At 58.4% G+C, this 20,535-nt stretch carries 17 protein-coding genes; 8 read left to right on the forward strand and 9 right to left on the reverse strand.

Annotation, left to right across the window (positions count from 1 at the left end; translation table 11 throughout):
- Positions 1 to 24: 24 nt before the first annotated feature.
- Together ACYZTW_RS02500 and gpmI are read right to left on the reverse strand one after the other, a co-directional pair.
- Positions 25 to 1,323, reverse strand: a complete 1,299-nt coding sequence (locus ACYZTW_RS02500; protein WP_462003606.1) for a murein hydrolase activator EnvC family protein — start codon at positions 1,321 to 1,323, stop codon at positions 25 to 27.
- 252 nt (positions 1,324 to 1,575) lie between these two features.
- A complete protein-coding gene (gpmI, locus tag ACYZTW_RS02505) occupies positions 1,576 to 3,105 on the reverse strand; it encodes a 2,3-bisphosphoglycerate-independent phosphoglycerate mutase (protein ID WP_462003607.1) in 1,530 nt (509 codons plus the stop codon).
- Positions 3,106 to 3,258: 153 nt separating this feature from the next.
- On the opposite strand from gpmI, the gene ACYZTW_RS02510 reads away from it, so the two are divergent.
- The 3 genes from ACYZTW_RS02510 to secB are packed head-to-tail and all read left to right on the forward strand — an operon-like array spanning position 3,259 to position 4,455.
- The gene (locus ACYZTW_RS02510) at positions 3,259 to 3,672 is read left to right on the forward strand and encodes a rhodanese-like domain-containing protein (protein WP_462003608.1); all 414 of its coding nucleotides are present in this window, start codon (positions 3,259 to 3,261) and stop codon (positions 3,670 to 3,672) included.
- A 1-nt stretch (position 3,673) separates the two neighbouring features.
- Complete coding sequence (gene grxC, locus ACYZTW_RS02515; protein ID WP_008149430.1) at positions 3,674 to 3,928, forward strand: glutaredoxin 3; 255 nt, start codon at positions 3,674 to 3,676, stop codon at positions 3,926 to 3,928.
- 41 nt (positions 3,929 to 3,969) lie between these two features.
- Positions 3,970 to 4,455 carry a protein-export chaperone SecB gene (gene secB, locus ACYZTW_RS02520; protein ID WP_007949026.1) on the forward strand — a complete coding sequence of 162 codons (486 nt, stop codon included), beginning with the start codon at positions 3,970 to 3,972 and terminating at the stop codon, positions 4,453 to 4,455.
- 129 nt (positions 4,456 to 4,584) lie between these two features.
- Here secB and ACYZTW_RS02525 read toward each other — a convergent pair whose 3' ends face one another.
- Positions 4,585 to 5,040, reverse strand: coding sequence for a tRNA (cytidine(34)-2'-O)-methyltransferase (locus ACYZTW_RS02525; RefSeq protein WP_007949025.1), 456 nt, complete (start codon positions 5,038 to 5,040; stop codon positions 4,585 to 4,587).
- On the opposite strand from ACYZTW_RS02525, the gene ACYZTW_RS02530 reads away from it, so the two are divergent.
- Positions 5,039 to 5,479 carry a hypothetical protein gene (locus ACYZTW_RS02530; protein WP_462003609.1) on the forward strand — a complete coding sequence of 147 codons (441 nt, stop codon included), beginning with the start codon at positions 5,039 to 5,041 and terminating at the stop codon, positions 5,477 to 5,479. The genes ACYZTW_RS02525 and ACYZTW_RS02530 overlap by 2 nt on opposite strands.
- 613 nt (positions 5,480 to 6,092) lie before the next feature.
- Here ACYZTW_RS02530 and ntrC read toward each other — a convergent pair.
- The 4 genes from ntrC to ACYZTW_RS02550 all read right to left on the reverse strand — a co-directional run bounded on the left by ntrC (position 6,093) and on the right by ACYZTW_RS02550 (position 9,965).
- Complete coding sequence (gene ntrC, locus ACYZTW_RS02535; RefSeq protein ID WP_008149434.1) at positions 6,093 to 7,529, reverse strand: nitrogen regulation protein NR(I); 1,437 nt, start codon at positions 7,527 to 7,529, stop codon at positions 6,093 to 6,095.
- Positions 7,526 to 8,611 (reverse strand): nitrogen regulation protein NR(II), encoded by a 1,086-nt coding sequence (gene glnL / locus ACYZTW_RS02540; RefSeq protein WP_008024908.1) that lies wholly within the window; start codon positions 8,609 to 8,611, stop codon positions 7,526 to 7,528. Before glnL ends, ntrC begins: the two co-directional genes overlap by 4 nt.
- Positions 8,612 to 8,841: 230 nt before the next feature.
- The gene (locus ACYZTW_RS02545; RefSeq protein ID WP_462003610.1) at positions 8,842 to 9,459 is read right to left on the reverse strand and encodes a DUF4124 domain-containing protein; all 618 of its coding nucleotides are present in this window, start codon (positions 9,457 to 9,459) and stop codon (positions 8,842 to 8,844) included.
- Positions 9,456 to 9,965 (reverse strand): DUF4124 domain-containing protein, encoded by a 510-nt coding sequence (locus ACYZTW_RS02550; protein WP_462003611.1) that lies wholly within the window; start codon positions 9,963 to 9,965, stop codon positions 9,456 to 9,458. Before ACYZTW_RS02550 ends, ACYZTW_RS02545 begins: the two co-directional genes overlap by 4 nt.
- 394 nt (positions 9,966 to 10,359) lie before the next feature.
- Here ACYZTW_RS02550 and ACYZTW_RS02555 point away from each other — a divergent pair, with 394 nt between their 5' ends.
- Entirely contained in the window at positions 10,360 to 11,784 is a 1,425-nt protein-coding gene (locus ACYZTW_RS02555) for an IS1182 family transposase (protein WP_462002779.1), read from the forward strand.
- 145 nt (positions 11,785 to 11,929) lie between these two features.
- On the opposite strand, the gene glnA is transcribed toward ACYZTW_RS02555, so the two are convergent.
- Positions 11,930 to 13,336, reverse strand: a complete 1,407-nt coding sequence (gene glnA, locus ACYZTW_RS02560; protein ID WP_415772798.1) for a glutamate--ammonia ligase — start codon at positions 13,334 to 13,336, stop codon at positions 11,930 to 11,932.
- A gap of 330 nt (positions 13,337 to 13,666) precedes the next feature.
- On the opposite strand from glnA, the gene thiI reads away from it, so the two are divergent.
- Positions 13,667 to 15,121, forward strand: a complete 1,455-nt coding sequence (thiI, locus tag ACYZTW_RS02565) for a tRNA uracil 4-sulfurtransferase ThiI (protein WP_462003612.1) — start codon at positions 13,667 to 13,669, stop codon at positions 15,119 to 15,121.
- 139 nt (positions 15,122 to 15,260) lie between these two features.
- Positions 15,261 to 17,081 carry a translational GTPase TypA gene (gene typA / locus ACYZTW_RS02570; RefSeq protein WP_033055293.1) on the forward strand — a complete coding sequence of 607 codons (1,821 nt, stop codon included), beginning with the start codon at positions 15,261 to 15,263 and terminating at the stop codon, positions 17,079 to 17,081.
- A gap of 189 nt (positions 17,082 to 17,270) precedes the next feature.
- On the opposite strand, the gene ACYZTW_RS02575 is transcribed toward typA, so the two are convergent.
- The gene (locus ACYZTW_RS02575; RefSeq protein WP_123366988.1) at positions 17,271 to 17,714 is read right to left on the reverse strand and encodes a YkgJ family cysteine cluster protein; all 444 of its coding nucleotides are present in this window, start codon (positions 17,712 to 17,714) and stop codon (positions 17,271 to 17,273) included.
- Between the two features lie 255 nt (positions 17,715 to 17,969).
- On the opposite strand from ACYZTW_RS02575, the gene ACYZTW_RS02580 reads away from it, so the two are divergent.
- Positions 17,970 to 20,420, forward strand: coding sequence for a glycogen/starch/alpha-glucan phosphorylase (locus tag ACYZTW_RS02580; protein WP_462003613.1), 2,451 nt, complete (start codon positions 17,970 to 17,972; stop codon positions 20,418 to 20,420).
- Positions 20,421 to 20,535 lie beyond the last annotated feature (115 nt).

Below are 20,535 nucleotides of genomic sequence, written 5' to 3' on the forward strand. Positions count from 1 at the left end.
GAACTCCTGAAGTAGATGGCGTACTTATCCTTGCGCACGACACCATTGCGCCGGATCACTCGGGTGACCCTGCTGACGAATAGCGAAATACAGCGCTGGTGTGTCCTGCCCGCCACTGTTACCCACAGTGGAGATGGACTCACCGGCTTTTACCACGTCACCCGCAGACTTGAGCAGCGTCTGGTTGTGACCATAAAGACTCAAAAAACCGTTGCCGTGGTCGAGAATCACCAGCAGCCCGGCGCCTCGCAACCAGTCGGCGAACACCACGCGACCGCCATGCACGGCGTGCACCTGGCTGCCGGCGGAGGCGCTGATCATCACGCCATCCCACTTGGTGCGGGCGTCGTCGCCACGGGTTTCGCCAAAGCGTGCCAGCAGTCGACCATCAACGGGCCACGGAAGTTTTCCCCGGCTTGAAGCAAAGGGGCCGCCAAACGTCTCGCCTGAGCTTGATACCAAGGCGCCGGGTGTCGATTTAACGGGTTTGCGTGGGGCGTCAGTGGCGTCTGCGTCTGCTGCAGCCTGAGCCTCACGTAAACGCTTTTTTTCGGCTTCCTGCTGGGCGATCAGCGCTTTTTGCCGCGCTTCTTCTGCCTCTCGGGCCTGACGGGCCAAGGTTTCTTCAATGGTTTTAAGGACTTTAGACAGGTCGGCCTGATCCTGCTCGCGGGCTACCAGCTTCTGGTCGCGGGCCTTCACGTCGTCGCTGAGCTTGGCCAGGACTTGCTGGCGCTCCTTGCGGACTTTGTCGAGTTCGTCGCGCTGGCTGTCGAGGCTGCTTTTCTGCACCAGCAATTGCGCCTGTTGCATGGCGATGTCTTTTTCGACATTGGCCAGTTGGCGCAGGGTTTCGTTGAAATTCTTCAGCTGCTCCAGGCGGGCCTGGCTCAGGTAGTCGTAATAGGTGAGGGTGCGGGCGAATTTTTCCGGGTTCTGCTGGTTGAGCAGCAGCTTCAAGTACTCCTGACGACCGTTTTGATAGGCCGCGCGGGCCTGAATGGCGATCAGTCGCTGCTGTTCAATGCGCGCGCTCTGGAGTTTTTTTTTCTCGGCATCGAGTCGCTGCAGCTCGGCTTCGCTTTTCTTCAGCTCTTTTTGCAGGGCTTCGACCTGCTTCTCAAGCTTGCCCATCTCGGTCTCGGTGCCTTTGAGGTCTTTTTGCACACCGGACTTTTCTTCCTGGAGCTTGCCCAGCAGTTTTTTCAGCTCGGCAATGTCCTGACGCGTGGCGTCCAACTGTTGTTGGGTTTGCGCGCGCTCGTCAGCAAAGGCCGGTTGGAGCAGGCATGTCAGAGCAAGGGCTATCAGGACGCGAAGCATAGAGGCGGGCGACACCAGGGAAAGGGACAGCCTAGTATGCCCGCCAAGCGTGGCAAAAAAAATGCCCAATTGGGGCTGTGTGATGACTGGACCGGGTTGCGGAGAAAATTGTTCTATCAAACCACCCAAAACCAATGTGGGAGCGAGCCTGCTCGCGATGGCGTCCTAATATTCAACATCGATGTTGGTTATCAGATTGCTATCGCGAGCAGGCTCGCTCCCACAGGGATTAGAGGCGTTTGAACGATCGGGTTACACCAGAATCGATGTCCCGGTCATTTCCGCCGGTTTCTCAAGCCCCATCAACATCAGCATGGTCGGCGCCACATCCGCCAGCACGCCTCCGTCGCGAACCTTGAAGTCACGCTTGCCGACATAGATGAACGGCACCGGTTCGGTGGTGTGCGCGGTATGCGCCTGGCCAGTGGAGGCGTCGGACATTTGCTCGACGTTGCCGTGGTCGGCTGTGATCAGCGCTTCGCCACCGACTGTTTCCAGCGCATCGACGATGCGGCCGACACACAGGTCGAGGCATTCAACGGCTTTGACGGCTGCGTCGAACACGCCGCTGTGGCCGACCATGTCGCCGTTGGCGTAGTTGACTACGATCACGTCGTAACGCTGGTTTTCGATGGCATCGACGATGCGGTCGGTGACTTCCGGGGCGCTCATCTCGGGCTGCAAGTCATAGGTGGCGACTTTTGGCGACGGGATCAGGATGCGTTCTTCGCCCGGGAATGGTTCTTCGCGACCGCCTGAGAAGAAGAAGGTCACGTGGGCGTATTTCTCGGTTTCAGCGATGCGCAGTTGGGTCTTGCCGTTTTTCGCCAGGTAGTCGCCCAGCACGTTGTCCAGGCTGCCTGCGGCGAAGGCCGATGGCGCAGGAATGCTGGCGGCGTACTGGGTCAGCATGACGAAGCCGGCCAGTTTTGGCTGGCGGGCACGTTCGAATTCCTTGAAATCGTCTTCGACGAATACGCGGGTCAGTTCACGGGCGCGGTCGGCGCGGAAGTTCATGAACACCACGGCGTCGCCGTCTTCGACTTTAACCGGCTCGCCGATGGAGGTGGCTTTTACGAATTCGTCGCTCTCGCCACGATCGTACGCGGCTTGCAGGCCTTCCTGAGCGGTGGCGGCGTTGAATTCGCCGTTGCCATCGACAATCAGGTTGTAAGCTTGGGACACGCGGTCCCAACGGTTGTCGCGGTCCATGGCGAAGTAACGGCCGATAATGCTGGCGATCCGGCCTTTGCCGAGGGCCTGGAAGGCTGCATCCAACAGTTCGATGGACGACTGAGCGCTTTTCGGCGGCGTGTCGCGACCATCAAGGAAGGCGTGCAGATAGATTTTTTCGGCGCCGCGCTTGAAAGCCAGTTCGGCCATGGCAATCAGGTGATCCTGGTGGCTGTGAACGCCGCCATCGGACAGCAGGCCCATGAAATGCACGGCTTTACCGGCAGCGACGGCTTTATCGACAGCGGCGCAGAGGGTCGGGTTCTCGAAGAACTCGCCGTCGCGGATCGATTTGGTCACCCGCGTGAAGTCTTGATACACCACGCGGCCAGCGCCGAGGTTCATGTGGCCGACTTCGGAGTTGCCCATCTGGCCATCCGGCAGGCCGACATCCATGCCGCTGCCCGAGATCAGGCCGTTCGGCACGGTGGCCCACAGACGGTCCAGTACGGGCTTCTTCGCCGCAAAGATGGCGTTGGATTCAGGGCTCTCACTGTGACCGAAGCCGTCGAGAATAATCAGGACCAAAGGTTTAGGCGTGGTAGTCATGGATTCCACTCGTGGCTGAGTTAAAAGAGGGCGATGGAAAAGGGAGTGGCAGTTTAAAGCTAAGTTCCGACGGCGTCACCGCCGGACGGGGTTTGGCCCACCATAGTGGCTGTGTATACTGGCCGACATTTTAACGCCCTGGAACCTCCTTCGATGGTTGCTCACCTGATTGAATTTGCCACTAACCACTATCTGCTCGTCGGTATCTTCGTCGTACTGCTGGCGTTGCTGATCGCTTATCAGATGCAAGGCGGCGGCCGCAGCCTGAGCACCGGTGAACTGACCGGGCTGGTCAACAAAGATGCTGGCGTGGTGATCGACATTCGTTCGACCAAGGATTTCGCCGCCGGTCACATCGTTGGCGCGTTGAACATTCCTCACGACAAACTGACCGCTCGCGTCGGCGAATTGGAAAAGCACAAGGCCAAGACCATCATCCTGGTCGACGCCGTGGGCCAGACTGCCGGCACTCATGCCCGCGAACTGATGAAGTCCGGCTTCACCGCCGCTAAGCTCTCCGGCGGTATTTCCAGCTGGAAAGGCGACAACCTTCCGCTGGTGAAGTGATATGAGCAACGTCGTCGTCTATTCCAGCGATTACTGCCCTTACTGTTCGCGAGCCAAATACCTGCTCGAGAACAAAGGCGTGGCCTTCGAAGAGATCAAGGTCGATGGCAAGCCGCAGGTGCGTGCCGCCATGGCTCAGAAGGCCGGACGTACGTCCGTGCCGCAGATCTGGATCGGCAGCACCCACGTGGGTGGTTGTGATGATTTGTTTGCCCTTGAGCGCGCCGGTAAGCTCGACGCGATGCTCAAGGCCTGAATGCCTTCCCTATAAGACCCCAAGATCAGAAAGGATCTGAGATGACTGACCAACAGAACACTGCAGCTAGCGAAGAAGAAACCGCACCGCAATTCTCCTTGCAGCGCATCTACGTACGTGACTTGTCCTTCGAAGCCCCGAAAAGCCCGGCCATCTTCCGCCAGCAGTGGGAGCCGAGCGTCGGTCTGGATCTGAACACCCGTCAAAAGGCCCTGGAAGGTGACTTCCACGAAGTCGTACTGACCCTGTCCGTTACCGTGAAGAACGGCGACGAAGTGGCGTTCATTGCTGAAGTGCAACAGGCCGGGATCTTCCTGATCAAGAACCTCGACGACGCTTCGATGAGCCACACCCTCGGGGCGTTCTGCCCGAACATCCTGTTCCCGTACGCTCGCGAAACCCTGGACAGCCTGGTCACCCGTGGCTCGTTCCCGGCCCTGATGCTGGCTCCGGTGAACTTCGACGCGCTGTACGCACAAGAATTGCAACGCATGCAGGCCGCGGGCGAAACCCCGACCGTTCAATAAGCAGTTTTAAGCACCAAAGCAAATTCAATGTGGGAGCGAGCCTGCTCGCGAATGGGAGTGTCAGAGACGTCAATGTCGACTGACACACCGCTTTCGCGAGCAGGCTCGCTCCCACATTTGTTTGTGGTGTTATTTGAACCCGAGTTGGCGCCAGCCTTCGTACACGGCAACCGCCACGGTGTTCGACAGGTTCAGGCTGCGGCAACCTTCGCGCATCGGCAGGCGCAGGCGCTGTTCGCCGGGCAGGGCATCGAGCACTTCCGCCGGCAAACCACGGCTTTCCGGGCCGAACAGGAACGCATCGCCCTCGGCGAAGCTGGCATCGTGGAACGGCCGCGAGCCCTTGGTGGTGAAGGCGAACAGCCGAGGATGACCGAGGCTTTCCAGACAGCTGGCGAGGTCTGCGTGGCGTTGCAGGGTGGCATACTCGTGGTAATCGAGGCCGGCCCGGCGCAGACGCTTGTCGTCCATCTCGAAGCCCAGCGGTTCGATCAAATGCAGGTGGCAGCCACTGTTGGCGCACAGCCTGATAACGTTGCCGGTATTCGGCGGAATTTCTGGTTGGAAAAGGATGACGTGAAACATGCACGGCTCCGAAGGTAAAGATGAGCGGCATTCTACGCCTGAAGCTGACCCGCGTTCGAAGCTATTCCCGCGAGTGATGGTTTCGCTGGCGATTGTCGGGGTGATGGTAGGGCTGATGATCGGTCGCCTGACCACCCCTGACCCCAGCGAATTGCAGCAGGTTGAGGTGACGAACGATGGGTTGGTGGTGTGGTTCAACAACGAACCCAAGGCCCACGGCGAGTTCGTCGACGGTAGCCTCGCGCTGTTGTTCGAGGCTGAAGGCAAGGCGCAGAAAGGTCAGCTCAAAATCAACGACAAGAGCGTGAACTGGCGGGTACGTTTGAGTGATGGGGGATTGTTGCTGACGGTGGTGGCGGCTCGGCCACTGCAGGGCGAGTGGGCCGGTAGCGAGGTCGATGACCGCTGGCGGCTGGAGATCCATCTCCGAGAGCAATAAAAGAGGGAATCCCCGGCCTGCCTGTACCAAGGTTCCCAAAACGGCAGGGCTCGCGCATTGCGACGAAAGCCCGGTGTAAAGAAGGAACCCCTGACCTGCCTGTATCAAGGGCCCCAAAACTGCTTGGGCTCGTCGCTAGTGCGGTGTGAGCCCGATGTAAAGAGGGGAATCCCCGGCCTGCCTGTACCAAGGTCCCCGAAACTGGGTAGTGAACTGATTCACTGAATGGACTATTGCAGGGGGCGTGCCAGGTTTTGACAGGTTGATACACAAACCCTCCAGGAAGCGCTGAAAGCCCCGTAATACGGGGCTTTTGTGTTTTTGCTATTCGGGTTTTGTAGCTGATGAATCGAGGATTTCAGAGCAGATGCCGTGCGCGATTGCGGTTCACGGTGCATTGCGGCGGTGCACAGGGCTCGAAATGTGGGAGCGAGCCTGCTCGCGAAAGCGATATGTCAGTCAATATGTATGTTGGATGTGACGGCCCCTTCGCGAGCAGGCTCGCTCCCACAGTGGATTTTCGGTGGCTCACGATTGCGTGAAACCGATGAGCCCTGTGGGAGCGAGCCTGCTCGCGAATGGCTGTAACAGTCAGCGAAGATCTGAAGGTCGATTAACCCTCATCCCCCTCATCATCATCCCCACCATCAACCTTCATCCCCAATTCCTTGATCTTGCGCGTCAGGGTATTACGCCCCCAGCCCAGCAAAACCGCGGCATCGCGGCGGCGGCCGGCGGTGTGTTTGAGGGCAGTTTCGATCATGATCCGCTCGAACGCCGGTACAGCGCTGTCCAGCAGGCTTGACTGACCACGGGCCAGCGCCTGATCGGCCCACTGACGCAGCGCTTGCTCCCAGTTAGTCACTGGCGCCGAATCCTGCGGCAGGTTCAGCAGCTCCGGCGGCAGGTCGCTGATGTGCACTTCGCGACCCGAAGCCATTACCGTGATCCAGCGGCAGGTGTTCTCCAGCTGACGCACGTTGCCGCCCCACGGCAGGTTCTTCAGGTATTCCTCGGTTTCGCTTTTCAGCAGCTTCGGTTCCACCGCCAGTTCTTGCGCAGCACGGCTGAGGAAGTGCTTGGCCAGGGTCGGGATGTCTTCGCGACGGTCCGACAACCGTGGAATGTGGATGCGGATCACGTTGAGGCGGTGGAACAAGTCCTCACGGAATTTCCCGGCGTGCACCAGGGTTTCCAGATTCTGGTGAGTTGCGGCGATGATTCGCACATCGACCTTCACCGGCACATGGCCACCGACGCGGTAGAACTCGCCGTCCGCCAACACCCGCAGCAAACGAGTCTGGGTGTCTGCCGGCATGTCGCCGATTTCATCGAGGAACAGCGTGCCGCCGTCAGCCTGTTCAAAGCGCCCGCGACGCAGGTTGGCCGCGCCGGTGAACGCGCCTTTCTCATGGCCGAACAGCTCGGATTCCATCAGGTCTTTCGGGATCGCCGCCATGTTCAGCGCAATGAACGGCGAAGCCGCACGCGGACTGTGACGGTGCAGCGCGTGTGCCACCAACTCTTTACCGGTACCGGATTCGCCGTTGATCAGCACAGTAATGTTGGAGTGGCTCAAGCGCCCGATGGCGCGAAACACTTCCTGCATCGCCGGCGCTTCACCGATGATTTCCGGGGTGCGGGTCAAGGCGACCGGGACTTCCAGGCCTTGCTGTTCCTGGGCGTGCTGGTTCGCGCGTTTGACCAGCGACACCGCTTCGTCAACGTCGAACGGTTTTGGCAGGTATTCAAACGCGCCGCCCTGATAGGACGCGACAGCGCTGTCCAGATCGGAGTGAGCGGTCATGATGATGACCGGCAGCCGTGGGTGTTGTTCGCGAATCCGTGCCAGAAGGTCCAGACCGCTGGCACCCGGCATGCGGATGTCGGAGATGATCACGTCCGGCTGCTGGCGCGCCAGGCGGCTCATCACGCCATCGGCGCTGTCGAAGCTTTGCGTGGTCATGCCTTCTTGTTGCAAGGCTTTTTCCAGGACCCAACGGATAGAACGGTCGTCATCGACGATCCACACGGTTTCACTACGGCTCATGTCGATGTGGCTCCTTGTTCCAGTGGCAGAAAGATCGAGAAGGTGGTGTGGCCTGGATGGCTGTCACATTCGATCAGGCCCTGGTGCTGGCTGATGATGTTCTGGGTAATGGCCAGGCCCAGCCCGGTACCGTCCGGACGGCCGCTGACCATGGGAAAGAAGATGGTTTCCTGCAACTCCGCGGGAATGCCCGGGCCGTTGTCGATGATTTCGATCTTGGTCACCAGGCGATGACGCACGTGGCCGATGGTGAACTGGCGCATGGCGCGGGTGCGCAGGCTGATGCGGCCAAGGCGCAGCTCGTTCTGGCTACTGATGGCCTGCATCGCATTGCGCACGATGTTCAGCACGGCCTGAATCATTTGTTCGCGGTCGATCAACACGTCGGGAATGCTTGGGTCGTAGTCGCGCACCAACGTGATGCAGCCCTGACTTTCGGCCTCCACCAGATGACAAACGCGTTCGAGCACTTCGTGGACGTTGCACATGGCCAACGACGGCAGTTTGTTGGAGCCGAGCATGCGATCGACCAGATTGCGCAGGCGGTCGGCCTCTTCAATGATCACGTTGGTGTAGTCGCGCAGGCTTTCTTCCGGCAGTTCTCGGGCGAGCAATTGCGCCGCGCCGCGTATTCCGCCGAGAGGATTCTTGATTTCGTGAGCGAGGCCGCGCACCAGCATCTTGCTGGTTTCCTGCTTCGACAACTGCGCCTCTTCCTTGGTGATCCGCAACAAGCGGTCACGGGGGTGGACTTCCAGCAGCAACATCGTGGCGCCGTTGGCCAGGATCGGTGTTACCGCGTAGTCGACGGTCAGCGTCTGGCCGGTGAGGGCGGTGAGCATCGCTTCGCGCTTGGTGAAGGGGTGCGCCTGCTCGACCGCCTGGCGCAGGGAGTTCAGCGCTTCGGTAGATTCGGTGAACAACTCACTGATGAACTGCCCATGGCTGCGCTGACCACTGATGGCCAGGAGCATCTCCGCCGCCGGGTTCATGTACTCGAGGCGCAGTTCGGCGTCGAGCAGAATGGTGGCGGTGGTCAGGTTGTCGAGTAGCAATCGATGCAGTGCGTCGCTAATGGTCATCAGGACCTCTTTTGGAGCAGGGCGCGCGCATGAATAAAGCGCTGATACGAGGAAAATGCAAAAACCAAACCAAGGCTCCGAAAAGAAGCGTTTAAGGCCTGAAACGGGCGTTTGACGCTCGTTTGCGTGGCGTTCTGCCAGCTTTGACGGGTACTTTCGAACCAAAATGGGTTGAGATGTGGGTACGGTGCAGCCTATTGCACCAATATAGTGCGCAAAGCTGAACGGCGTTAGAAGAAGCGCAGGAAGGGATTTTTTTCTTCTATGGGTTTGTCTTTGAGCGGGCATTCCGGCCGTTGGCCGTAATCGGGGAGGGCGCAGGGTTTGACCTGACGCTTCTGCGCGAGGGAGATGCGCAGCATGTGGAACGGCTGGTTGGCTGTGCGCTCGACCGTGCGGCCCTGCTCGTCGAGGATTTCCACGGAGAGGTTATGGCTGCCGCGATCAATGTTGCTCAGGGCGAACACCGGGCTCAGGCCGGGATCTGCGGTAGGTTGGCCGTCGAGCAGCAGTTGGTAGCGATGGCCTCGCTGCAGGCTGGGTTCGCTGGTAACGCTGACGATAATCTCGCCAGCGCTGCTGCGCACCGTGGCGTCTGGCTCCGGCACCAGGACTCTCAGCATGTCGTAGTGGAACAGTGGTTTTTCGGTCTTCTTTCCAGCCATCACCGGTGCTGCGCCGCCAGGGTTGGCGGACATGCGATTGCTCGTTGCCAGCGGCACGCGCTTGGCGTTGCCGGAGCCCGGCTGGTCGGTGTAGACCCGATTGCCCTGGGCGTCGACGTAGGTGAACACCTCGGCCGTCACCGGCAGGGCGATCAAACATGCGATCAGCAACCACAGCCTCACGGCTTATGCACCCGTTGTACGGTGAACGTCACGGTGGGGCTTTGTTGCACGATGTTCTCTCCATCGATCACCTGCACCGCGAGGCTGTGTGTGCCGCGATCGACGTTCACCAGTTGCAGGATCGGCACGTTACTCGGCTGGCCGTAAGGTTGATCGTCCAGCAACAGCCTGAATAAATGCGGGCCTTGCAGGCGGGGTTTGATCAGCACGTTGACGGTGAAGGTGCCGTTGTTGGCGCGCAGTGCTTCGGTAGTGGGTAAGTTGGTCAGCTCCAGCACCTCGTAAGCGCTGTGCGGCTGTTCGCGGCTGGTGGCTTCGACAGGTGGCGCAGAAGGGGCTTGGGGTTCAACCCTGTTAAGCGGTGGCAACTCGACCGGCTGAGCCTTCACGCCATCGGGCGGTTGATTGCTGTAGGCGGTGTTGCCGTCGGCGTCGGTGTACTTATAGATCTGCGCGGCGGCGGGCAGGGCGATCAACAGCAACATCAGTAGAAAACCACGACCCATAAAATCGACCAGAAGCGAAAGCGTTGAGGTTCAGCATAGGTCAGGGGCGGTGGTTGACCCAAGTTGTTAACATTTGGCGATGAAATTTGTCGGTTTCGAAATCCACCCCTCTCCCCAGAGGGTAGAGGGGGCTGACCGAGTTGTTTGCTCTAAATACTTCGAGCTGAGAGTCCGAGTTGAACTCAGAATTTGAAAAGCATGAAGATCGGCCCCCTTTCCCCTCGCCCCTCTGGGGAGAGGGTTGGGGTGAGGGGTGGATCTTGAAGTCTGCATCCATATTCAAATTACAGCAGCCACAAAAAAGGCCTCCCGAACAGACTGTGTGAAAACCTAGCAATCTGCGCGGAGCTCAAAGAAAATGCTCCGTATCGAAAGATACGGAGCATTTTTCGTTATGGCCTACATCCAAGGACAGTCCCGCAGCCAGACCAGCCTGTTCCCGGTCTCGCTGGAAGAGTTGATCCCCGAGGATCACCTCGTTCGTGTGATCGACACCTACGTCGCCAAGCTTGATCTTGTGCGCTTGGGTTTTGATAAAGCCTTATCAAAAGGTACCGGGCGCCCCTCTTACGATCCCGCCGATCAGCTCAAGCTGTTCCTCTATGGCTATTTCCAGCGGATTCGCTCATCGCGGCGTCTCGAAGCCGAGTGCCAGCGCAACATCGAAGTGATGTGGTTGATCAACCGGCTCAAACCCGACTTCAAGACCATTGCCGACTTTCGCAAGAACAACAAAGCTGCCTTTATCGCGACCTGTCGTGCCTTCGTCCAGTTTTGCCGCACGGTGGGTCTCATCGCCGGCGAGCTGGTGGCCATCGATGGCAGCAAGTTTCAGGCGGTTGCTTCCTCGCGGCGTCATATGAATTTGAAGCGGCTCAAGCACCAGGAGCAGAAGCTGGATAAACGCATCGCTCAGTATTTGGCCGAGTTGGATGAGGCGGATAAAAACGAAGCCAATGAGGTGGTTGATCGCAGTGCGGTCAAGACGGCTTTGGCGCAACTTGAACTCAGGCACTCCAATAACCTGACGTGCCAGGCACTGATGAAATCAATGGAGCTTGAGCAATTCAATACCCACGAAAGCGATGCCCGAATGATGCGAACGCACAAAGGGCCGCGGGTTGCGTACAACGTGCAAACCGCCGTGGACGCTGAGCATTGCCTGATTCTGCATCATGAAGTCACTCAGGACAGTGATGATCGCAAGCAACTTGAGCCGATGGCCAAGGCCGCCAAGGAACAACTGCAGCAAGATGAACTGACGGTCACTGCCGATGCGGGCTACTCGAATGGCAGGCAGTTCCAGGCTTGTGAGGATGAGAACATCACGGTTTATGTACCGCCGAATCGGTCAAGTAACTCCTGCGGTAAGGAGCAGGCGTTCTTCGATCGAACAGTGTTTACCTACGATGCAGCGCAGGATCGATATCAATGTCCTGCCGGCAAATGGCTGACACTCAAGCAGATCAGTAAGGGGGATCGCATCTATCAGGCGGCGGTTAGCGACTGCGCCGCCTGTCCGCTGAAAGCGCAATGTACTGAGGCCCAGCGCCGCTATGTCACACGCCATGCTCATGAAGAGGCTTTCGAACGAATGGAGCAGCGAATGCTGGCGCATCCAGAAATGATGACCGCTCGAAGATCCATCGTTGAGCATCCGTTCGGCAACCTTAAGCAGTGGTTGTTTGGCAATGCTCGCTTCCTGCTGCGACAGCTTGAGGGTACAAGAGCCGAAATGGCCTTGGCAGTGAACGCCTACAACCTGAAACGAGCAATTAACGTGCTCGGCGCGCGCCAACTGATGGCGTTGATGGGCTGAAAAGCCTTTTTCGCCTGCTGTCTGCACAAAAGCAAACGCCCCGAACAAGTCGGGGCGTTTGCTTGGAACCACCATCAGTGCGTTTTCACACAGCCTGCGAAGGAGGCCTCTTTTTTGTCACGCCGCTTGCGCAGGTGCTACCGGATCAGCAGCTGTAGTACAGCTCGTATTCCAGTGGGTGTACGAAGGTACGTACTTTGATTTCTTCTTCGCTTTTCAGGGCGATGTAAGCATCGATGAAGTCGTCGCTGAAAACGCCGCCTTTGGTCAGGAACGCACGACCTTTGTCCAGCTCTTCCAGGGCTTCTTTCAGGCTGCCGCAAACTTGTGGGATCTCTTTCGCCTCTTCAGGCGGCAGGTCGTACAGGTTTTTGTCAGCAGCATCGCCAGGGTGGATCTTGTTCTGGATGCCGTCGAGGCCAGCCATTACCAGGGCAGCGAAGGCCAGGTATGGGTTGGCTGCCGGATCCGGGAAGCGGGCTTCGATACGGCGAGCGCGAGGGCTGGACACGTAAGGAATACGGATCGAAGCGGAACGGTTGCGAGCCGAGTAGGCCAGCATTACTGGAGCTTCGAAACCTGGGACCAGACGCTTGTAGGAGTTGGTCGACGGGTTGGTGAAGCCGTTCAGCGCCTTACCGTGCTTGATGATGCCGCCGATGAAGTACAGAGCGGTGTCGGACAGGCCGGCATAGCCTTCGCCAGCGAAGGTGTTCTTGCCATCTTTGGCGATGGACAGGTGAACGTGCATACCCGAACCGTTGTCGCCGTACAGCGGCTTAGGCATGAAGGTCGCGGTGCGACCGTATGCATCAGCAACGTTGTGTACGCAGTACTTCAGGGTCTGAACTTCGTCAGCCTTGGCCACCAGGGTGTTGAACTTCACACCGATTTCGTTCTGGCCGGCAGTGGCCACTTCGTGGTGGTGAACTTCGATGACCAGGCCCATTTCTTCCATGGCGTTGCACATGGAGGTACGGATTTCGTGGTCGTGGTCGAACGGCGGAACCGGGAAGTAGCCGCCTTTGACGCCTGGACGGTGGCCTTTGTTGCCGCCTTCCACGTCCTGGTCGGACATCCACGAACCTTGTTCGGAGTGGATTTTGAACATGGAGCCGGAGATGTCGGACTTGAACTTCACTTCGTCGAAGATGAAGAATTCGGGCTCTGGGCCAACAAATACGGTGTCGCCGATACCGGTCGACTTCAGGTATTCCTCGGCACGCTTGGCGATCGCACGTGGGTCACGGTCGTAGCCTTGCATGGTCGAAGGCTCGATCACGTCGCAAACCAGGATCAGGGTTGGCTCTTCGGTGAACGGGTCGAGAACGGCAGTGGAATCGTCCGGCATCAGGATCATGTCGGAGGCTTCGATGCCTTTCCAGCCAGCGATGGAGGAACCGTCGAACATTTTGCCTTCTTCGAAGAAAGCTTCATCCAGCGCGTCGCGAGCCGGCATGGTCACGTGGTGCTGAGTGCCTTTGGTGTCCGTGAAGCGCAGATCAATCCACTTGACGTCATGATCTTTGATGAGTTGAACCGACTTCGACATAGTGTCCTCCGGGTGGCTTCGGGCTTAGTAGTGGATGCCCTTAGAATGTGGGTGATGCCGGCGCGAATACTCTGCCAAGGCAACCTGCCTCACAAGGGAGCAAATTGCATGCCAGTGCCCCACCATGGGTTTTTTGCGCCAATTTCACGCTTATAAAGGTACAAAGCGGAGCAATGCTGGAAATAGCGCCCCGTAATGTAGCGTGAATTTGAGTAAATGACCTGTTTTGGTGCGCGCAAAACCTTCTGCACATTAACTGGTTAAACCTTGAGCAATTTCCGCTATAATCCGCGCCCCCCTTTTTCGGCTGGCCCAGCGCGCGCTGTTTTCATGAAACTAATCGTAAAAGTCTTCCCCGAGATCACCATCAAGAGCCGCCCGGTACGGATGCGTTTCATCCGCCAGTTGGCCAAAAACATCCGTACCGTGCTCCGCGATCTGGACCCGGCTGTGGTGGTGAACGGTGTGTGGGACAATCTCGAGCTGGAAACCCGCGTCAGCGAGCCCAAAGCCCTGAAGGAGATGACCGACCGTCTGAGCTGCATGCCGGGCATCGCGCATTTCCTGCAAGTCGACGAATACCCGTTGGGTGACTTCGACGACATCGTCGCCAAGTGCAAGCAGCACTTCGGTGATGCGTTGGCCGGGAAGATCTTTTCGGTGCGTTGCAAGCGTGCCGGCAAGCATGAATTCAGCTCGATGGACGTCGAGAAATACGTCGGCAGCCAACTGCGTCGTCAGTGCGGCGCCGCCGGAATCTCGCTGAAAGACCCGGAAATCGAAGTTCGAATCGAAATTCGCGACAAACGGTTGTTCGTGATCCACAGCCAGCACAACAGCATCGGCGGTTATCCGCTGGGTGCCCTGGAACAGACGCTTGTGCTGATGTCCGGTGGCTTCGATTCCACCGTCGCCGCTTACCAGATCATGCGCCGCGGGCTGATGAGCCATTTCTGCTTCTTCAATCTGGGCGGACGAGCCCATGAACTGGGCGTTATGGAAGTCGCGCACTTCATCTGGAAGAAGTACGGCAGCTCCCAACGCGTGTTATTTGTGAGTGTGCCGTTCGAGGAAGTACTGGGAGAAATTCTCGGTAAAGTCGATAACAGTCATATGGGCGTAGTTTTGAAGCGTATGATGTTGCGCGCTGCTTCCCGTATTGCCGATCGGCTGGACATCGATGCGCTGGTCACCGGCGAAGCGATTTCCCAGGTGTCGAGCCAGACGCTGCCGAACCTGTCCGTGATCGACTGCGTGACCGACAAGCTGGTCTTGCGTCCGCTGATCGCCAGTCACAAGCAGGACATCATCGACCTGGCCAACGAAATCGGTACTGCCGACTTCGCCAAGCACATGCCGGAATACTGCGGGGTCATCTCGGTGAACCCCAAGACCCACGCCAAGCGTCCGCGCGTGGAGTACGAAGAACAACAGTTCGACATGGCAGTACTTGAGCGTGCGCTCGAGAACGCCAAACTGGTGCCGATCGATCGCGTGATCGACGAATTGGGCCAGGACTTGCAGATCGAAGAAGTCAGCGAAGCGCTGGCTGGTCAGATCGTCATCGACATCCGTCACCCGGATGCCGCTGAAGACGACCCGCTGGGCCTCGTTGGCATTGAGGTACAAGCGATGCCGTTTTATGCATTGAACGCTCGTTTCAAGGAACTGGACCCTACTCGCCAGTACCTGCTGTATTGCGACAAAGGCGTGATGAGTCGCCTGCATGCCCACCATTTGCTCAGTGAGGGGCATGCCAATGTGCGCGTTTATCGACCGAGCTAAGTGCCCGGGGCTGTTTGCCTGTGGCCTGCGTCACCGGCCCCCCGACGCCGCCGTCAAGCTGTAACGGCTTTGCCGGACTCTACTGTTAATCGCTGCCAAGACTTGTCAGCACACCGAATCCTCTGATCGAGATACACAAGTGATCGAAAATCTACGCAACATCGCCATCATTGCTCACGTTGACCATGGTAAGACCACCCTGGTAGACAAACTCTTGCGTCAATCCGGCACCCTGGAGCGCAACGAGCTCAACGACGAGCGCGTGATGGACTCCAACGACCAGGAGAAAGAGCGCGGTATTACCATTCTGGCGAAAAACACCGCCATCAACTGGAACGGCCACCACATCAACATCGTGGACACCCCGGGCCACGCCGACTTCGGCGGCGAAGTTGAACGCGTAATGTCGATGGTTGACTCCGTTCTGCTGCTGGTTGACGCTCAAGACGGCCCTATGCCGCAAACCCGTTTCGTGACCAAGAAGGCTTTCGAAGCCGGCCTGCGTCCAATCGTGGTCATCAACAAGGTTGACCGTCCAGGCGCGCGTCCGGACTGGGTTCTGGACCAGATCTTCGACCTGTTCGACAACCTGGGTGCTACCGAAGAACAGCTGGACTTCAAAGTCGTCTACGCCTCGGCCCTGAACGGCATTGCCGGTCTGGAACACACCGACATGGCTGAAGACATGACCCCGCTGTACCAGGCGATCATTGACCACGTTCCGGCTCCAAAAGTTGACCGTGACGGTCCGTTCCAGATGCAAATCTCGGCACTGGACTACAACAGCTTCCTGGGTGTTATCGGCGTTGGCCGTATCGCCCGTGGTCGCGTCAAGCCGAACACTCAAGTTGTGGCTATCGACGCCGACGGCAAGCGCCGTAACGGTCGTATCCTGAAGCTGATGGGGCACCACGGTCTGCACCGTATCGACGTTGACGAAGCAGCTGCCGGCGACATCGTCTGCATCAGCGGCTTCGACCAGCTGTTCATCTCCGACACTCTGTGCGACCCACTGAACGTCGAAGCGATGAAGCCGCTGACCGTTGACGAACCAACCGTTTCCATGACCTTCCAGGTTAACGACTCGCCGTTCTGCGGTCGTGAAGGCAAGTTCGTTACTAGCCGTAACATCAAGGAACGTCTGGACAAAGAACTGCTCTACAACGTTGCTCTGCGCGTTGAAGAAGGCGACACCGCCGACAAGTTCAAAGTCTCCGGCCGTGGTGAGTTGCACCTCTCGGTACTGATCGAAACCATGCGTCGCGAAGGCTTCGAAATGGGTGTTGGTCGTCCGGAAGTGATCATCCGCATGGTTGACGGCGTGAAGCACGAACCGTACGAAAACGTGACCATCGACCTGCCAGAAGAATCGCAAGGTTCGATCATGGAACAGATCGGTATCCGTAAAGGCGACCTGACCAACATGGTTCCGGATGGCAAGGGCCGTGTGCGCCTTGAGTACAACATCCCGGCTCGTGGCTTGATCGGTTTCCGTAACGAGTTCCTGACCCTGACCTCCGGTGCAGGCATCCTGACCTCGATCTTCGACCGTTACGACGTGATGAAGTCCGGCGACATGTCCGGCCGTCAGAACGGCGTGCTGGTTTCGGTGGCTACCGGTAAGGCGCTGACTTACTCGCTGGAAACCCTGCAAGCTCGCGGCAAACTGTTCCTGGGTCACGGTGAAGACGTATACGAAGGTCAAATCGTCGGCATCAACAGCCGCGACAACGATCTGGGCGTCAACCCAACCAAAGGCAAGAAGCTCGACAACATGCGTGCTTCGGGTAAAGACGAAACCATCGCTCTGGTTCCGCCTATCCGTTTCACTCTGGAACAAGCTCTTGAGTTCGTGCAAGAAGACGAACTGTGCGAAGTCACTCCTAAGTCCATCCGTCTTCGTAAGAAGATCCTGGGCGAAAGCGAGCGTACCCGCGCTGCCAAGAAAGCCGGTAACTGAGTTTCGACTTAGTTAGCGCTTAAAAAAACGCCCCCGACCGCAAGGTCGGGGGCGTTTTTGTTTGTCTGGGGTTTGTGCGGTGTTTGTTCCGGCCCCTTCGCGAGCAGGCTCGCTCCCACAGGTGAACGCATTTCAATGTGGGAGCGAGCCTGCTCGCGAAGGGGCCCTGTCAGGCATTGAGATTCCGGATCAGAACTTCTCGAGGGTGCGACGGCTGGCGCTGGTCTCACGCGCCACTTCTTTCGGCTTATACGCGCAATACCCCGGCCGCGGCCCGATTTTCGGGTGATTACGGCAAGTATCCGGGCGCTTTTCATAAATAGTGCACAGACGGCTCTTACGATCCAGGTACAGGCAATCGTTGTTGCTCATGCGCTGGAGGGTGAAGATCTCGGACTTCTGGTTGTAACGCTCGACGATCCCTTCCTTCTGCAAACGCTTGGCGATGTTCTTTGGCGGCTCGCCGCGCTCGAATTCATCGACGATGCCGATACGGATCAGATCCTTGATCTTGACCTCGACCGGCAGGGTGCAGCAGCTGGAAACACACGAACCACACATCGGGGCAGAGTACTTGGCCCAGGTATCGAGGCGATCGATCTCCGCGGCGGCGATCAGGTTGGACTTCATCATCGGTTGTTACCAGCGTGCATCAGGGCGCGCGATCATACCGGGACTGGTGGATTTTTGAACAACCTTTCGCCAGATTTTTTCGTGTGCCGCCCAATAACACCTGTATTCCGGCACGGGCCCTGCATTCTTTCCGGCACATGACGTTGTAATGTCGACCTATCTTGCACTATCAGGAAAAACTGCCGAACCAGAGTTCCAACGGCCTGTCAGACCGTCTAGGCTCAGACAATTCCAAGCTCGCTCGAGGTCCTATCGATGACTCAAGAACCACTTGTTCGCGAAGCAGAGGTGGCCGCATTCCGCGACGCCGTCTTGACCAAACTCACCTACGCGGTGGGCAAAGACCCGGATCACGCCTTCGACCACGACTGGTTCGAAGCCATTGCCCTGGCGGCGCGCGATCACATGGTCGAGCACTGGATGGATCACACCCGGCAGATCTACCGCAAAGGTCAAAAGCGGGTGTATTACCTCTCTCTCGAATTTCTGATCGGCCGTCTGCTCTACGACAGCCTGAGTAACCTCGGCCTGCTGGACGTGGCCCGCGAGGCCCTGACGGAGCTCGGCGTCGACCTTGAACGCATCCGCCTGCTGGAACCCGATGCGGCGCTGGGCAACGGCGGCCTCGGTCGTCTGGCCGCGTGCTTCATGGAAAGCATGTCGACCCTCGGAATCGCCGGCCACGGTTACGGCATTCGTTATGAACACGGCTTGTTCCGCCAGGCCATCGTCGACGGCTGGCAGCAGGAACAGACCGAACACTGGCTGGATTTCGGTAACCCTTGGGAGTTCGAGCGACCAGAGGTCGTTTACCCGATCGGCTTTGGCGGCAGTGTCGAAACCGTCACCGACGAAATGGGCAAGTCCAAGCAAGTCTGGACGCCAGCGGAAACCGTTCGCGCGATTGCGTATGACACGCCGGTCGTCGGCTGGCGCGGGGCGAGCGTCAACACGCTGCGCCTGTGGCGCGCCCGGGCCATGGAAGATTTGCACCTGGAACGCTTCAACGCCGGCGACCACTTGGGCGCCGTGGCAGAAGTCGCCCGGGCTGAAAGTATTTCTCGTGTGCTTTACCCGGCGGACAGCACCGAAGCCGGCCAGGAGCTGCGCCTGCGTCAGGAGTATTTCTTCGTCGCCGCGTCCTTGCAGGACTTGCTGCGCCGCCATCGCAACATGCACACCTCGGTCCTGACCCTGGGCGATCATGCTGCGATCCAGCTCAACGACACCCACCCTTCGATAGCCGTGGCCGAACTGATGCGTCAGCTGGTCGACGTTTACGACGTCGCGTGGGATGCGGCGTGGCAAGTCACCGTCGACACGCTGTCCTACACCAACCACACGCTGCTGCCGGAAGCGCTGGAAACCTGGCCGGTCGGTTTGATGGAGCGGATGTTGCCGCGGCACATGCAGATCATTTACTTGATCAACGCCCAGCACATCGATTCGCTGCGGGCCAAGGGTATCCATGACTTCGAGGTCCTGCGCGCGGTGTCGCTGATTGAGGAAGACAACGGCCGTCGCGTGCGTATGGGCAACCTCGCGTTCCTCGGCTCCCACAGTGTCAATGGCGTGTCCGCGTTGCACACGCAGTTGATGCGCAAAACCGTGTTCTCCGAACTGCACAACCTCTACCCGGAGAGGATCAACAACAAGACCAACGGCATCACCTTCCGCCGCTGGCTCTACCAGGCCAACCCCGAGCTGACCTCGATGATGGTCGACGCGCTCGGCCCGGATCTGCTGGACAACCCCGAAGAGCGTTTGCTCGACCTGGAACCGTTCGCCGAGAAAACCGCGTTCCGCAAGGCGTTCGCCGAGCAGCGCCTGCACAGCAAAAAAGCCCTGGCGTACATCATTCATGAGCGACTTGGCGTTGCGGTCAACCCGGCAGCGATGTTCGACGTGCAGGTCAAACGGATCCACGAATACAAACGGCAGCTGCTCAACCTGTTGCACACCGTCGCGCTGTATCAGGCGATTCGCGCCGAGCCGGAAATCGACTGGGTGCCGCGGGTGAAGATCTTCGCCGGCAAGGCGGCGGCCAGTTATCACCAGGCCAAACTGATCATTAAACTGACCAATGACATCGCCCGAGTGGTGAACAACGATCCGACGGTGCGCGGTTTGTTGAAAGTGGTGTTCTTGCCCAACTACAACGTCAGTCTGGCGGAAAGCATCATCCCGGCAGCGGATTTGTCGGAGCAGATTTCCACCGCAGGCTTCGAGGCTTCGGGCACCAGCAACATGAAGTTCGGCCTGAACGGCGCGCTGACCATCGGCACCCTGGACGGGGCCAACGTGGAAATGTGCGAGCGCATCGGCGTCGAGCACATGTTCATCTTCGGCCTCAGCGCTCAGCAGGTTGAAGCGCGCAAGCAGAACCATGAGTTCAACGCGACGCCGGACATTGCGGCATCCCACCGTCTGAATGACGTGCTGCAAGCGATTCGCGGCGGGGTGTTCTCTCCGGATGATCCTTCCCGTTACGCAGGATTGATCGATTCGCTGATCGACTACGATCGCTTCCTGGTCTGCGCCGATTTCGACTCTTACTGGGAGGCGCAGATGCGCGTTGAAGCCCATTGGCACGATTCGAAAGAATGGTGGCGTTCGGCAGTGTTGAGCACTTCCCGGATGGGCTGGTTCTCGTCCGACCGGACCATTCGCGAGTACGCCACGGATATCTGGAAAGCGTTGGAGTAAGCCTCCGCTCGGATCGATATACTGGCGCCCCGGAAAAGATCGCAGCCTTTGGCAGCTCCTACAGCCAGCGTTCACCTAACATTGGGTGAACGCGGTCGGTGTAGGAGTTGCCGAA

The sequence above is a fragment of the Pseudomonas sp. LB3P25 genome (assembly GCF_054897985.1).